At 67.3% G+C, this 16,492-nt stretch carries 5 protein-coding genes; 1 reads left to right on the forward strand and 4 read right to left on the reverse strand.

The window, feature by feature from the left end; translation table 11 throughout:
* Positions 1–87: 87 nt before the first annotated feature.
* The 4 genes from KZX45_RS13465 to KZX45_RS13480 are packed head-to-tail and all read right to left on the reverse strand — an operon-like array spanning position 88 to position 13,254.
* Positions 88–1,137, reverse strand: coding sequence for a winged helix-turn-helix domain-containing protein (locus KZX45_RS13465; RefSeq protein ID WP_248258265.1), 1,050 nt, complete (start codon positions 1,135–1,137; stop codon positions 88–90).
* A 5-nt stretch (positions 1,138–1,142) separates the two neighbouring features.
* Complete coding sequence (locus KZX45_RS13470; RefSeq protein ID WP_248258266.1) at positions 1,143–5,177, reverse strand: Eco57I restriction-modification methylase domain-containing protein; 4,035 nt, start codon at positions 5,175–5,177, stop codon at positions 1,143–1,145.
* A complete protein-coding gene (locus KZX45_RS13475; protein WP_248258267.1) occupies positions 5,174–8,014 on the reverse strand; it encodes a helicase-related protein in 2,841 nt (946 codons plus the stop codon). Before KZX45_RS13475 ends, KZX45_RS13470 begins: the two co-directional genes overlap by 4 nt.
* On the reverse strand, positions 8,011–13,254 hold the full coding sequence (locus tag KZX45_RS13480; protein ID WP_248258268.1) for a DEAD/DEAH box helicase: 5,244 nt from the start codon (positions 13,252–13,254) through the stop codon (positions 8,011–8,013). Before KZX45_RS13480 ends, KZX45_RS13475 begins: the two co-directional genes overlap by 4 nt.
* 618 nt (positions 13,255–13,872) lie before the next feature.
* Here KZX45_RS13480 and KZX45_RS13485 point away from each other — a divergent pair.
* Positions 13,873–16,410 (forward strand): DUF262 domain-containing protein, encoded by a 2,538-nt coding sequence (locus tag KZX45_RS13485; protein ID WP_248258269.1) that lies wholly within the window; start codon positions 13,873–13,875, stop codon positions 16,408–16,410.
* The last annotated feature ends 82 nt before the right edge of the window (positions 16,411–16,492 follow it).

Genomic DNA, 16,492 nt, shown 5'->3' on the forward strand with positions numbered 1-16,492 from the left:
GTCGGCTCGAGCACCTGCGCGGCTCCGCCCTGGGGTTCCGCAACCTGACGAACTACATCGCCAGAGCACTCCTGGAGACCGGCGGATTCAGACCCCGACTACACCCTCAATTCTGAAGAGCCGGTAAACCCGGCCCTCGGACGTGGTTACGACCGCGTCGCCCGGCTTCATACGGCTGAGAAATGCGAAGAGTTCGGTGAGCTTGGCTCGCCGTTGGTGGTAGCTCAGGTGGGAGTAGTCGGCCTCCACTGCCGTGCGGAGCTCGTCGTAGCCGCTTCCCCCTTCGAGAGGCCGGAGGTGCGCCGCTGCGAGGCTGACGAAACTTTCGCTCAGCCACATCGGCACGACATTGACGCCGGAGACGGCCGAGCCGCGCACAAGCCATGCCCGCGCTCCGGTACTTGCATCGGCCCCGAGCGCGTCGCGAAGTTCGTCCGCCGGTATCCGCTGCTCAGCGGACGCCCGTCCCGCGATGTCGAACTCAATGCCCTCGGCCGCAAGAACCTCGCGGGGGTCGTCCGTGCGGCCTGCCTCATGCCACTGGAAGTCGGCGAGGATGGTTCCCTCCTCGCCGAGCACGCGATAGTGGTGCGGGACGTTGACCGTTGCGAGGAACTCCCTGATCTCCGCGCTTCCGACGTCAATGAGGTCGGCGAGGTCCTCGTCGCTGCTCCACGATCCCTCGGCGATGAGCTCGACGGCGTCCTGGACCGTCTGCCAGCCGGGCTGGGCCCATCGTTCCTCTGTCTTGCGGGACCTGGCGAATGCCCGGTAACGGCGGGACGTCACCTGATATACGTCGGCGGCGTGCTCGCGAAGTCCCGTCCGACCTTCGTCCGTGATGCGCCAGCCGGCGTCGGACTTTTCGATCCATCCGATCGCCCGGAGCCAGCCCGAGGCGAACCGGACGTAGGTGTCAACGCGCGGTCTGCCGCTCTTGTTGAGGCTGCGCTCAAATTCGGTGAGCTCCACACGCTTGGCCACCTCGGCGAGGACCTGACCAGCAGGCACCGGCGCGTTCGCCTCGGCAAGAATCTCCAAGGCGGTGCGGAGCAGCAGGTCACGACGAAACTCCCTCACAGTGACTTCCTTCCCCACGGGAACCTTGCCCGCGTCATGGACCACGTTTCCCGTCATCGTGCTCAGGCGGTCGCGGAAGGTGCCATCGACCGGATACTCGCGGGCGCCGTCGGGCCCGACCCTGATCTGGTCTCGTGGCGCGGTCCGTGTCCCGGCGGCGGGTCCAGCTGGGTCCGATAGGCCGTTCCCGAGTCAACGGCCTCCTGCATGGCGTCGTAGCGCTCAAGGACGAGCCGCTTCGTGCGAAATTCGCCGTGGTCGCGTTCGTCGTACTTGCGCACCACGAAGAAGGAGTCGAGCACGTGCTCAACCTCGGGTCGGTCGAGTCCGTAGATGTGGAACATGGCGGCGTCGAGCTCGGCTTTGAGCACCTCGCGACGGTTTGGAATCCACCGGAAGGGTGGTCCGTCGTCGCCCAGGTCATGGGCGTATGGGGCGATCCGATAGGAGGTGTAGGTCAGTTCGAGAACCCGAGGCTTGATGAAGTCTGCGAGGGCCGCGCTCGGATCCCAGGGAGCGGCGCTGGCGAAGGTCTTCGGTGCGGGGCACGCCAGTTGCTCCATGATCCCGTACGTCATGTGAGTCCCGCTCAACTTCTGCCTCGCAACGTAGTCACACACCAACGACGACCAGGTCGCTTGGAGCAGCGGCGCACCATCCGGATTGGCAGGAAACGCGATCGGAAACACGTGCCCGACCGCGGAGCGGGGCAGCACGGAGGGCACGAAAGTTCGTTCGTTGCTGGCGTTGGTGATGTCGCGCCAGCCGAGAAACCATTCTCGGTCCCAATGGTCACCAACGGCAATGGTGACTGCCTCGTCTGGAAGCCAATATCGGGTGAGGGTCTCGACCGCTGGGCTGTCGTGGGCTTCTAGGCTAATTTTCGGGAGAGTGCCTTTGTTGAGGTGTGCTTGGGTGGCGTCCGCGTAGGTGGAGTAGCGGTGGTCGTAGTGGAAGAGCAGCTTGGCTTCGTAGAGGGGTAACCAGCGGCGCTCCCCGTCGTTCCATGCCCAGCCGTCGAACTGGGCGTCCTCGGCTGCGAGCTGGTCGGCGGTGCTGAAGATCTCGGAGTCGTTAGCCATGTCGAAAAGGCGGGTGAAAGCGAGCCCCCAGGGGTTGCCGCTGGGGTCGCCGTCGCGGATCAGGACGGGCTGCCGGCGATAGATTCCGAGGGTGATCTCCGCATCCGCTCGGGACCGGAAGACCGGCAGGGTGCCGGTGTTGGGGTTGAGGAGCAGAACCTCCTCTGGTGCGAGTTCGAACCGGCGTTGTGGCACGTCCTCGATGAAGCGGGTGTAGAAGGCGAATCGCACGCGGTCGACTCGGCTTCCGCCGGTGATGCTCGTGACCGCGAAACGGAACTGGTTGTGCACGCTGGGGAAGATTTTGGCTTCGTTCTCGAAGTCGTAGAAGGCGGCGAGCCGTCCTTGGGAGAGGGTCTCGGCGAAGAACCGGGCGGTGGTGGCGTCGGTCGCGAGGCCGGTGGGGGTGATGATGCCCATGCGTCCGTCGGGCCGGATGGTGGTGCGCATGGTCTCGGCGAAGACGCTGTAGGTGTTGACGTCGCCGCGGCCGGTCAGCGGGTAGTGGCCGGAGTTGCGCAGGAAGTGGCTCTGGCCCTCTGAAGTTCGCAATGTCTGCTGAAACTCGGCGAGAAGTGCAGGACTCCGCTCGGCGAGACCCTTGATGAGCTTCTTGCGGGAGGCAGCGTTGCCAGCCGCCGCGATCTGCGGATCGCGGGAGGCGAAGAACTCCTTCTCCTGGATCTTCACCCGTTCCCAGGGTGGGTTGCCGATGACGCACGCGAATCCGCCGTGCCAGCCGGTGTCCGTGTCGGGTGCGCCGCCGTCGGGGACCGAGAAGATGTCGGGAAACTCGAGGTGCCAGTGGAAGAAGCGATACGCGGCGGCGAGGGTATCGACCGCACCGATAACTTCGGGCCGAAGATCGTGGATTGGAGTGGTGAGCGTCTGGTGGGTGATGGCTGCTGTACCGGCGGATTTGTGCTGGACGAAGGCTGCGCACCAGGCGTCGGTGGTAAAGCGGGCCTGTCGCATGCCGGGGGATGACTCCAGGGCAGCGAATCTGCTGGCCTGGAGGTGGACGTCGCCGAGCGAGAGTGCCCGGTTCGCCGTGATCCGGGCGGCTTCTGCACTCAGGGCTTGGTTGCCGGGGTCGATCTGCTGGACGTCGAAGAGGTCGCCTTGGCCCGTGGCGTCACGTTCGGTGGCGTTTCGCTTGCGGAGGGCGGTGGCGTACTTCTTGTCGTCGCCCTCGATGGGGGTGAAGGCGATGTCCGGGATGCCCGCGGCTAGGAGGGCCGGCGTGGTGGCGAGGAGGGAGTTGCCGACCTTGATGTGAGCGTCGAGGAAGCTCAGCGGGTGGCCGGGGCGGAGGGCTTCGATCCAGAGGCTCACCTTGGCGAGCTCGGCGGCCATGGGATTGAGGTCGACGCCGTAGATACATTGCGCGATGACGTCGTGGAGAGCCTCTTTGAGGTGCGTGGGGCTCGGATCGGTGTCGGCACCGCGGACGGTGGCGAGGCGTTGGGCGATGCGCCGTGCCGCCGCGACGAGGAAGTGGCCGGAGCCACAGGCGGGGTCGCAGACAGTGAGGTTCAGGAGCGCTTCCTCGGGGTTATCCGACCTCTCGGCAGAGTCGAGCAGGGGGTCGAGGGTTGTGTCGAGGACGAGGTCGATCAGTCCCGCGGGCGTGTAGTACGAGCCGCTGGTCTTGCGGTCGTTGCCGGCGAGATTCTCCAAGGTGAAGGTGCGCTCGACGGCGTCGACCCGGGGGATGAGCTCGAGGAGGGACTCGTAGATGCTGCCGAGCTCTTCGGCGCCGAGGTGGCGGTAGTCGACCATCCGCCGGGGCTGACCCTTGGGCTGGACCACAGCGAGGCGACGAATGGCGGTCAGCAGGGACTCGTTCGCCAGAGAGAGGTCGCTCGCTACGTCGGCCGGGCCGCGTTCGAAGAGCCCACCCAGGGCAGGCAGACCGAGTGCGGGAAGTCCTCCTTCGCGGCCGAGGCCATCCATGACGATGGTCAGCGCCTGCCAGAGGTCACCGTGGCGCGTGCCGCGCCGCCGGGTGGCAAGGCGGCGTAGCCGGGCGGTGGCGAAGTAGTCCCGGTAGCGGCTCCGGGCCAGCGGTTCGGCGTGCGGGTCGAGGAGGGCGTCCCGGTCCTCGGCCACGAAGAGGAAGAGGAGGCGGTAGACCAGGCGGAGCAGCGCCCTGTGGTAGTCCTCCAGGCGCAGCTCGCCAGAGCTCAGTCGATGGACCAGAGCGCCGTTGTCGGGGTGGCGCAGGAATCCTGTGCCCAGTGCCTCGATGGCGTCCTGGACCCCGTCGCGGAGCAGACCCAGGGCCCGGGTGCCGGACTCGACCGCGGCCGTGCGCCATCGCTCGAGCCAGCACTCCGACGCAGGTGCGCCTTCCGACAGCGGTTCGACCCGTGACTGGTGGACCAGCATGTAGAGGACCACGAAGTCGGAGAAGACCTCGCCGTCGAACATGGCCTCGAGATCGAACTCGAGATAGCTCTGCCCGACGAGCGAGGTCGAGTCCCGGAGCAGCCGGAGGGTGCGCCCGTTGGACAGCACCCCCCACAGGTAATCGTCGCTCCGGTTGAGGAGTTCTTGGACAAGGGCGTGGGGTGCGCGGCCAGCCGCGCCGGGCACGCCAGGAGTACGCCGGTCCAGGTCGACGCCCCACCCGAGAAGGTGGATGGGCGTGCGTTCCCAGAGGTGGGAGACAGGGTATGCGGTGTCCGCGGCGCTGAGACCGCCCGCTGGTGCGGTGGGCAGACGGCCGTAGCCGAGCTCACGGAAGAGCAGGGCGAGCCACTTCTCTCTGGTGAGGCCGACCGCCGGATCGGTCGCCGACAACTTCTTGCGGGCCGCAGTGAATGAGGCCCAGGTGCCGGTGAGGTAGGACCAGGCGCGGTTGGCGGCCTCACGTACCGACTCCCCGTCACCGAGGTGGTAGTCGCCGGCGCGGAGCCCCGGCAGGTCGGAGTCGCCGGCCAGGACGCGAGCGAGAAGGTCGGGCGGTAGAAGGCCGCCCACCGACCGGATGGTGGTGAAGGCGGTGCTCACGAGGCACCTCCGCCGGCGGTAGGCAGGTAGATGTAGACGCCGAGGATGTCGGTCGGCTTCTGTGCGGTGACGACGAGTCCTCGACGTGCGGCGCCGGCCCCTGCGCGGACGCGACGGTGGCTCTGGAGCAGCGTCGCGGCGAGGTCGTCGGCCGTGGCGTTGAGGTGATCTTCGACGGCGGGGAGGGTGTCGATGACGCGTTCGGCGAGCGTGGCGGCCTGGTCGGCGGGCATGTTGGCTCCTGGAGTCGCCGCGAGAAGGCTGCTCACCGCGGCGTCGTCGAGCCATGCGGCGTGGTCGGGTGGGCCTTGGAACGCCAGCAGCTGGGCGTCCTCCGCGACGAGGGGTCTGGTTCCGGTTGCGGTGGGGATCTGCAGATGGAATCGGAACCTGACAAGCAGCAGCGTGGTGCGGGTAGTGACGGCGGTCGTGCGCATCACGCCCGCGCGGGTGGCGGGTCGGGAGTCGGGATCGCTCGCGCGGTCGAGGGCTGAGTCGAGCACGTGCCGGGCGAGAGCCTCAACAGTGGGGTCGGTGCGGGACAGGAGGGCGTGGCCACGCTTGACCGGGAGCTGAGCATGGAAAGGCAGCGGCTCGGCGTGGCCGAGAGGGAGTGCATCGCGGACGCCTGCAGTCAGGGTGGTGGTCACGGCGGTGAATCCGTCCTTGGTCGGAGTGACGGAGGCGCCGAGCGCGCGTAGCACCTCATCAGTGAAGGCGGCGACGTCGTCGTGCGTGCCGAGCGCGGCGCGTACGGCCGCGACCTCGGCGGCGACCTCGCCGGGGTGGATGCTCCGCTGCGCGTACCGGGTGCGGGACCGCTTCTCCTTCTCGGCTGCCGACTCCCAGTCGCGGTGGAGGTGCTCGATCTTCTCGGTCAGTCCGAGGTCGAGGGTGAGCTGCTGGGGGTCCTGTCCGCGCAGCAGCAACCCCTCCAGGAGGGCCTGGATGACGCCGTCGGACTGGTCGGGGACCGGGACTGAGACACCGGTCGCCTTGGTGATCGCGCGGTGCTTGCGGATGAGGGTGTCCAGGACGATGCCGTCGATGCGGTTGTCGGTGCCGTAGATCGTCACCGCGCGCACGATGTTGGCCCGCTGGCCGAACCGGTCGACCCGGCCTTCGCGTTGCTCGTGCCGCGTGGGGTTCCATGCGAGGTCATAGTGGACGACCGCCTGGAAGGCATCTTGAAGGTTGACGCCCTCGGAGAGGCAGTCGGTGGCGACAAGGACGTGCCGGGCGTCGGTGGCGGTGAGGTCTCGGATGCGCTGCTCGCGCTCGCTCGGGGGGAGCGTGCCGGTCACGGACGCGATGTCGACACCCTTGCCCAGCGCCCCAGAGAGATGCTCAGCGACGTACTCGGCGGTGTCGATGTAGCGACAGAAGACGATCGGGTCGTACCCGTCGGCCAGCAGCGCCTTGACCTCCTTGGTCAGGGTGGCCAACTTGCGGTCCTGAGCCGGGCCGGCCAGGGCCTCGGCCTCCCGGGCGAGGGTGAGGAGGCGGCGATGGCGCGGGTCGCTGGTGCTGGCCTCGCCGGTGGTGTCCGCGCCCGGGATGGCGTCGAGGGACTCCAGGGCCTCGTCGTCCGCGGTGTCCAGGATGCCCGCGCGCCCCAGCGCGTCGGCCTCGGCGACGTCGACCGCCTCGGCGGAGGCGGCGCGAGTTCGCAGGGTGGCGGCGGCAGCGTGCGGTGAAGAGGCGATGGTGCGCAGCAGGGCCAGGGCCGACCACCAACGGACCCGCTGGTGGACCGTGCCGCCCGCGGTGTCGCGGACCTGCTCGCGGGCATAGGCGAGGACCTTCTCGAACAGCGCTTGGTACGCCGGTGAGAGCGCGTAGGGAGCCTCACGGCTCTCCCGGTCGGCCGGGAACGCGGTCTCCTCGTCGAGGAAGGTACGGATGTCGGCGCGGCGACGTTGGACGAAATGTTTGGCGAGGAGTTCCCGGTCCGACTGGCGTTCGAGGTCGAGGCTGGCCAGAGCGGGGTTGAGCAGGCCGACAAGGTTGCGGAAGCCGGCGTCCTTGCCCGAATGGGGGGTGGCGGTGACCAGCACCAGGTGTCGGTCGGGGTCCTTGGCGAGGCCCTGGAGCAGCTCGTAGCGCTGGTGTCGGGTGCGCCCGCTGCCGCCGTCGTCGGCCACCGCGGTGTGCGCCTCGTCGACGATGACGAGCTCGGGACAGCGGTTGAGGAACTCGTGGCGTCGCTGGGGGGACTTGATGAAGTCCGTGGAGACCACCACGAAGGGGTACTTGTCGAACAACGACTCGTCCATCATCAGCCCTCGCTCGAGGGATCGGACGGTGGAGGTGAGAACGAGCTCGGCGTCGATGTTGAACTTCTCGCGCAGCTCGTGCTGCCACTGCTCGGCCAGGGCTGGGCTGCACAGCACAGCCAGGCGCTGCACGGCGCCCTGCGCGAGCAGTTCGGCGGCGATGAGGCCGGCTTCAACGGTCTTGCCGATGCCCACGTCGTCGGCGACGAGCAGGCGCACCACGTCCTGGCGCAGTGCCAGCATCAGCGGGACGTACTGGTAGGCGCGCGGTTCGACGGCCAGACCGGCAACCGAGCGGAACGGTCCCGCGGAGGAGCGGAACCCAATCCGCAGTGCCGTGCGCAGCAGCGCGGCGCTGGTCGCGTCGCCCAGATCTGACGGACTCGGTGGTGGGAATGTGGCCGGGGTGACCGCCTCGATCGCTGGGAATACCCCCGCGATGTCGTCGCGTCCTCCCCCCAGCGGTCTCAGGACGAGGAAATCGGGGACGCTGTCGGGGAGCACCACCCATTCCCTGCCTCGTGTGCGCACGAGCGAGCCGGCGGCGTATGTCGTCGTCACGGTGTGGGGTTCTCCCTGCTGGTGCCGAAGATCGATGGATGCTTGGTGACGACGGCGTGCCACGCGGTTTTGTCGTATCCGACCCGGACGACCATCCATCCGGCGTCGATCAGTCGCTCCTCGGCCTCGCGGTCGCGTTCGGCGACTGCGGCCGAGTCGTGCACCGGTCCGTCGACGAAGACCGCGACCGGACTGCCGGTCAGGTCGTAGATGAAATCAGGCCGCGCACTTGCCTCCGGGATCCGGACCTGGGCACGGTCCGGAAGCCGGAGTCCGCGTTCGTCGAGCCAGTCGAGAAATCTGCGCTCGAGCCCGGAGTCGGCGAGGTTGGCGAGCTGATCGCGCTGCTCTGCCCGGGTGCGTCCGCCGGCGCCGGTGGTCGTCGTCGAAGTCGCCATGGTGAGGAGGAGGTCACGAATGGTGTGGCGGTCGATCTGGGCGTGGTCGAGCTGGTTGTTGTAGGAGAGCAGGCACTCGTAGCAGGCGTGCTCGCACCGTTCCCGGGCGCCGTCGGCGTGCCCGAGGTCGGCTCCGGTCTCGGGGTCGAAGTGGGCGATCATCAGCGCTTTGCGGGCGACCCTGGCCATCGCGTCTGGTTCCGTGACGAGGCGGCGCAGCGCGCCGGCGCCACCCTCGGCGGACTCGGTCAGCAGCAGCCGTCCGCGGTGCGCGTCGTCGGGCAGCTCCTGACTCTCCAGCTCCGAATCCTCGAGCTGGAAGAGCGCCTCGGCACCGCGTTCGAGGGCGTAGCGCAGAGTCGTGGCGACTGCATCGTCCACGCTCTGCGCCAGGCGCATGACGAGAATGTTGCGGCGGTCCTCGACGTAGGGGATGACCTTGGCCTTGCGTGCGACATCTTCTGCGGCGTCGAGTGACTCGGTGTCGACGGTCGTGTCGGTGGCCTGCTTCTCCGAGAGCCACTTTCCTTCGCCGAGGTCGAGCCAGAATCCGCGGTCGTGCGGGTTCTTGCGGCGGCGGCGTCCGACGTTGGCGATGCGGATCATGGCGCTGTCACCGTACGTCAGATTGGCGAGCGGGCCGTCCGACGTGTCCGCGGTGAGGGCCTCGACGCGGCCGGGCCGGTCCCCGTGATCGTGAAAGCGGTAGGAAACCTCGAGCTCGAATCCTGAGCGGCGCCGTTCCTCCTCGTCGCTGGAGATCCGTTCGCGTCGCCGGGTGAACACGGTCTGCAGGCGCAGCAGGCCGTAGGTCTTGCCGCCCAGCGGCTCACCGCAGGAGTCGCAGACATCGGTGCCGACGCCGACCGGATGGTGGTAGCCGCAGGCGCCGCACCGGCGAGCGTCCTCGGTGACCGTGCCGGTGGCATCACCGGGGCTGCGGGGAAGCTGGACCCGGACGACCTCGTAGCGGGCACCCTCGTGATAGATCAGGGCACCGGGGCCGAACTCACTGATGGCGAGGAACCGGGGTCGCTGGATGTAGTCGCCGTCCCGAGGACCACGGCCTGCCCGCCCGCCGGGAATGTACGCGGCGAGCGGCAGCCGCGGGAAGGAGTACCCAGGCAGGAAGCCCTCGGAGGCGAGGTACCGGTAGGAGTAGAAGTCAGTCTGGCCCAGCTCGCTGTCTTCGTTACGTAGCAGCACGAGCTGGCTTCGCGCGTCGCCCGCGCGTCGCGCAGCGACATCCCGGAGCCTGCCCGGGGCCTTCGGGTCCACCGCAAGCTTGCTCTGGTCGTTGTACTCGGCCATGGCGGCGCGGTACAGGCTGCGCCACCGGTCCAGGGCCTCGTCCAGGCTCTGCGGTGCCCGGGCCACCTGGTCAGCCACCCAGCCGTCGTACCACCATGACACCGCCTCACCAGACGCAGCCCACGTTCGCCGCAACTCGTCGAGCACGTGCTCGGCACGGTGGGTGGCCCGGCGGCGCGCGCTCTCCTCGGTCAGCGCCCGCCAGATCTCCGGCAGGATCGTCAGCGTGGGGTTCTCCCCAACGGCGTCGACCACGTCGGTGAGGCGCGAGCGCATCGACTGGTCCGTCTCGGCCAGCCAGATGGCGTGGACATGGGAACGCACCAGATCCTCGTTCCCCAGGTCAAGGCGTGGCGCGACGACCGACCCGGCCACCATCTCGCGAGAGTGGCGGAAGTAGTAGCTGTCGTGTGCGTTGCCGGTCGCGCAGTATGTGACCACGAGCGCTGGCTGCCCGCTGCGCCCCGCGCGTCCAGAGCGCTGGGCATAGTTGGCCGGCGTAGGCGGCACGTTCCGCAGGCCGACGGCGTTGAGACTCGCGATGTCCACACCGAGTTCCATCGTGGGCGAGCAGTACAGCAGCGGCAGCGTGCCGGCGCGGAAGTCCAACTCGCGGGACTGCCGCTCATCCTGGGGCACCTGGGCCGTGTGCTCCTTCGCCCGCAGCCCTGAGAGGTTTACGCCGAGGTCGCTGTACAGGCTCCTGAAGAACGGGTTCACGCGCGAGACGTTCTCGGCGTCCAGGCTCTTGCGGAGTGGGTCCTCGGCGCCCTTGGTGCCATCACCGGCGAGCCACCGTAGCGCCGAGGCCTTCACCCGGTAGCCCTTCTCACCGTTCTCGGTCTCGACCACGGCGGTCAGGAGTCCCGTGGTATCGAGGACTCGGAAGAAGTCGCCGATGATCTGCTGGGCGTCGTCAACGGTGAGTTTCGCTCCCACCCCGACGTCAGAGCGGCGCAGATAGCGGCCGAAGGCGGACCTGCCGGAAACGTTGAGGTCTCCGCGGTACCCCCCGACCTTGCCGGACCGGGCAAAGGCGGTGCCCACCTGGGCGACCCGCTCGCCGTCGGCGATGGTCCATGCCCCGACCAGGTGCTGCCGCGATTCTCTGACCAGCTGATCGAAGCCCGCCTGGGTCAACGACGGCACGTCGATCGCCAGTGCGCGCCGCATCTCGTCGAGCAGGATGTGCGCGAGCTCCTCGCGCAGCTGAGGGCGGGCGTCCTGGAGGGCGGGATGTGCCCCTTCCCAGGACTCACTGTCGGCGGCGATCTCCGCGAGGTCGGCGTAGCGGACCTTGAGCAAGCCGGTCTGCTCAAGATTGGGCATCGTCACGCGCCAGCCGCGCTGGAGGTCGGTGTAGAGCCGGTACTCCACCACCTCTCGCAGCGCCCGCTCGGCAAGTTCCTTGGCGGAGAACTTCGCTGCAGGGTTGGCGGCGTAGTCCGCCGTCGTCAGGCCGAGCGCCGCGGTGACTCGGCTGCCGACGATCTCGTGGGTGAGGCCTCCGGGAGCGCTGACCATCGCAGCGTGCAGCGCGCCCCGGAGCTGAGCGACCTGGACGAAGTCGTTGAAATGCCCGGCCTGGAGCGAAGCGTCCTGGCGGTTGTCCACGAACGTGAGGAGTTTGCGCGCAGCGGGGTCGAGTGCGTCGGGGCCGAGCGCCTTGAGGGACCGGACGATGCTGGCGCTGACCACGGTGACCGCGGACGAGCGCCCCTCCTGGTCGAGCGTGGCCAACTTGGCGAAGTCACTGCCGCGGACCTGCTCATAGGACACCCGGCACCGCATGCAGAACGCGAAGGGAGTCGAGATGAACCAGGCCTGCAATCCATGCCCCGGCTCGGCCAGGGATCCGTCTGGCTCGAGCCAGACTTCGGCTGGGAGGTACTTCTCCTTTGACTTGATGACTTCGCTCTCGCCCGAGTCAGTCACGGTGAGCCAGTGGTCCGGCACGCGTGCCTCGCTCACAGGGTCGTGAGGCCAAGGCAGGTCGCTGGAGATGTAGAGGTACCCGGTCACGGCGTCACCGCCCGACGCGTCTCGGTCCTGGCGGGGGACGAACGTGACGTCGCCGTTGCGGGAGGTGCGAGAGACCACCAGGTACTCCTGACCGCACTCTCGGCAGAAGCCCAGAGGGAGCAGTGCCTTCTCCGGGTGGCCGGGGACACGGACCTGGTAGGCGTCGGTGATGTGGCGGGCGTCCTCCGGCTCGAGCGAGACGTAGACAGTGTCGCCCTTGGAGAGGAACTGGTGCAGACGGAAGGCGAACATTGGTCGGCCGGTCTGCGGGTCCGTCGCCTCCGAGCCTTCCCCGAGCAGAGCGCGGATGGCGGCGGCGGCCATGCCCTCGTCGGTGCCGACTATGGCGGCGAGCTCCTTGGCTGCCCGGGGGACGGTGGTGGGCTTCCTCCGGATCAGCCGATCGGTCCCCTGCTCGACGTCGAGGCCGAAGGTTGTCTCGATCCAGGCCGCCAGTGGGTCGACCGCCAGCTCGGCGTAAGTCCGAGAGTGCCCGAGCCCATGGGCAAGTGCGACCTCGACCGACAGTGCCAGCGAATCCGCTGCGACCCTAGTCAGTTCGGTGGCACGACGCAGGGACTCCCCGATGACCCGGTCGGGAGTGACCTCGGCACCGAAGAGCCGCGATGCGACGTCCGCGACCACTCGCTGCTGGTCCGCAACGGTGCCACCTGAGGCCATTGTCGCCGAGGTCCCCACCGCCTGGAGGTTGGGAGACTCGCACACGTCGCGCAGGCGACGTACCAAGAGCGCCACATCAGCCCCTTGGCGACCGCGGTAGGTGTGCAGCTCGTCCAGCACGAGAAATCGCAAGCCTTTTGCTGCCCTGATGAGGTGCGCTCGCTCATCCGGACGCGTCAGCACCAGCTCGAGCATCACATAGTTGGTGAGCAGGATGTCCGGCGGGTCTGCCAGGATCGCGCGGCGATCGTCACTGCTCTCCTGACCGGTGTAACGGGCGAAGGTCACCGGCTCTCCGCCGGTTGAGTAGCCATATCGCAGGAACTTCTCGAGTTCGTGGCGTTGGGAGTTCGCCAGCGCGTTCATCGGGTAGACGATGATCGCCTTCACTCCGGGTGTGCGCTGCCCGCCGTTGGCCGCACGCTCGCGGAGCACGCTGTCCACGATCGGCACGATGTACGCAAGGCTCTTGCCCGACCCCGTGCCGGTGGTCAGGACGTAAGACTTGCCGCTGCGGGCAGTCTCGATCGCCTCGCGCTGGTGTCGGTGGAGGGTCAGCGGCCTGGTGCCTGGGTCCGTGGGGGCCTCCTTGACCCGGAAGATCCGTTCGCACTCAGCTTCGAGAAGTCCCTCAGTAACAAGTTCGGGGATCGTGCCGCCTGTCTCAAAGCTTGGGTTGAGGCTGAGCCAGGGGTCCGGCCATTGCACACCGTCCTCAAGCTGGCTATCTACAAATCGCCTAATTCGGGGATCCCGCACATCAACGAACCCCGAAGTGAAGGCTCGATAGTCGGAGATCAGCTCACGATGTACTTGAAAAACGTCCACGTTCTCCCCGCCTGGCGCCTCGTTCGGCCGAAGCCTCGACTGCCAGGTTAGCCGGAACGACGCACTTCACGCGGCGCTTCCGACGGAACTCGCCCGTTTTGTTCCGAACCTCAGCGAGCCTCAGGTGCTCTGCGCGCGCGTCGCCGCGATCCCCTCTGCAGAACGTGCTGCCACGGAAGCGTTGAACCGGTGCGTGAGTCTCAATGCTCGCTCGTCTCGGATTGTGCGTCTCCGCGAATGCTGGCCTACCGCTGGCCCGCGACGTCACTAACCTGTGGCCGGTGACTCTTCGTCTACAGGTTCACATACTCGGAAGTATGTGACGTCGACTTTCGATAACCGGCCGGCCGCGAACTCGTTGCGACACCGGGCGGGCTGTAATTCCTGGCGGCGGCGCACGGTCCGCAGCACCACTTCTAACCAGTGCCGTTCGTCGGCTACGCAACGAACTACCGCAGACCAGCGGCTTTCGGCGGTGTGCACGGCGACGGTCTAGAGGGAACTGTGCTCCTACCCTCGCGGCGTTGAGGCAGCAGCCCGGCGGTTATGGGCCGATTCCGAGACAGTAGCCGATAGATTTGCAGCAACCGGGACAGGACGATGATGTGGGGGTCGGTTGTGGTCAAGGCGGTCGAGACGAGTCTGCGCGAGCTGCTCGAGGGATCGAAGCAGTACCAGGTGCCGTTGTACCAACGGACGTTCTCATGGAAGCGGGCCAACTTCGACAGGCTGTGGGACGACGTCAGTCAGCTCGTGGAGGACCGCCAGGGCAACGGAGCTGGAACGACTCACTTCATGGGTTCTTTGGTGCTGGCCCCGACGCCGAGTGTGGGGCCGGCCGGTGTCTCCCGGTACCTGGTAGTCGACGGACAGCAGCGGCTGACGACACTGACACTGCTCCTCGCCGCGATCCGTGACCATCGGGCAGAGACCGAGTCTGCCGAGCACCGAGACCGCCTGAATGAGCAGTATCTGATCAACAAGTGGCGCGAGGGTGTGGATCGGCCGAAGGTCCTACCGACGCAGGCCGACCGAGCGTCGTACCGAGCCTGCGTCGAGGGCGGCCACGATGAGGGCTGGGCAGACGGGGTGGGCGAGGCGTACCGATACTTTCGAGGACGACTGGCCGACCACGACGATCCGGACGACGACCACGACATCGCTCGCATGGAGGAGGCGGTCCTGTCGGGTCTGACGTTGGTATCGGTGACGACCAGCCATGACGACAACGTCCACCGCATTTTCGAGTCTCTGAACAACACTGGCCTGCGGCTGACCCAGGGCGATCTTCTACGGAACTACCTTTTTATGCGGCTGCCTACCCGCGGAGACGTGGTGTACGAGACGCAGTGGATGCCGCTGCAGGAAAGGTTGACCAACGAGCAACTCGAGTTGCTGTTCTGGCTCGACGTCGTCCAGACCGATGAGACCGTCAACCAACGCGACACCTATCAGGCCCAGGTCGCACGCATGGATCGTCTGCTCACCGAGGAGGAGATCGAGGCCGAGGTAGCGCGGTTCAACCGTCTGAGCGGACTCGTCGAGCGGATCCTCAACCCAGCGAAAGAGCAGGACCCGCAGGTACGGGAACGACTGACCCGGCTCAGTTCGTGGGGGACCACGACCGTCTACCCGCTGCTGCTGCACCTGCTTGACCGGCGGGAACGTGGCCTGGCCAGCAGTGAGGAGATCGCCTCGGCCATGCTGTACGCGGAAAGCTATCTTGTCCGTCGTGTGTTGATCGGGCGGGCGACTGCCAACCTAAACCGAATCCTGCTTCGCGCGGTCCCGGAGATCGCGGGCGCGGGTCCTGCCGACCAGGCGCTTCGAACCTTCCTGTCGACGGGGCGTAAGTTTTTCGCCACCGACGACCAGGTCCGTGCCGCGGTGAAGTCGACGGCGTTCTACTACTCAGGTCGCGCCTCCCAGCGCAAGCTACTGCTGACATGGATCGAGCAGACCTTCGCCAACAATGAACCCGTCGACCCGGAGAAGTGCACTATCGAGCATGTGATGCCTCAGACGATCACCTCCGCGTGGCGGCAGATGCTCCGTCCGGATGTCGCACCGGACGAGTCGCTGGGTGAAGTCTACGACAGCCTCGTGCACACCCTCGGCAACCTAACCCTAACCGGGTACAACTCCGCCCTGGGCAATAAGCCGTTCAGCGGTAAGCGGGAGGCGTACCGGAAGAGCGGTTTCAAGATGAATCAGGAGATTGCGAACCAGCAGGTGTGGTCCCGCCCCCAGATTCTGGCCAGGGCGGACAGGCTCGCCGAGCGTATCGTGGCGTACTGGCCGGGTCCGGATCCCACGGCCGTGCAGGAACCCATGACCGAGGCCTGGGGATTGATGAATCGCGCTCTGGCCGAGCTGCCCGCCGGGACGTGGACCTCGTACAGCGCGGTTGCCCAGCTCATTGGCAGTCACCAGGTGCCGGTCGGGCAGCGGATCGCCAACCATCCCGTACCCAACGGGCACCGGGTGCTCCAGGCCGCTGGCACCACGTCGCCGGGGTTCCGCTGGCTTGACGGGGATGAGCGCACAGAGACTCAGCGCGAGGCGTTGGAGGCCGAAGGAGTGAGCTTCGACGAAGCTGGGCGGGCCGACCCTGCCCAGCGAGTCGACGCCGACGAGCTCGCCGTCCTGGCCGGGGTAGAGCTGCTCGGTGAGGAGCTGTTGTCGCAGCCCGACGACGGCACTGGACGTTCGGAGTCCTTCCTCACCCAACTCGCCGAGAACCACTCCGAATCAACGGTCCATGGCGTGATCGCGGTGATGGACACCTGGGTTGGTCTCGGCGGGCGGTTGCAGTACGGCGAGTTCGCGGAGACGACCTGCTTCCTCATCCTCGACACCCCAGCCGGAGTGACCTGGCCCGCCGCGATCTACCCGAAGGGAAAGTTCGAGGTCGTGTTCCAGTACCTCAAGGACCGCCCACCCTTCGATGAACTCGGCAACCGCCGTGAGTTGGCGAAGCGGCTCAACGCGGTCGAGGGCGTAGAACTGCCGGAGGGCAAGCTGGCGATGCGGCCCGGTTTCACTCTCGACGTGCTCGGGACGACGAATCTGAGGCAGCGGGTGATCGAGGCGCTGGAGTGGTTCGTGGCGACGCAGCGCGAGACCGAGCAGCCAGAGGTCAACGTCCCGGTGTGACCCCCTGCGGTCACTGATCGGTGCGCTACTCCACCCCGCGGGGCGTGGTGGTCGGGCGGAGGTCCGGGGCGCGTCGCCGGGA

The organism is Georgenia sp. EYE_87, assembly GCF_023148685.1.
In the GTDB taxonomy this organism is placed as follows: domain Bacteria; phylum Actinomycetota; class Actinomycetes; order Actinomycetales; family Actinomycetaceae; genus Georgenia.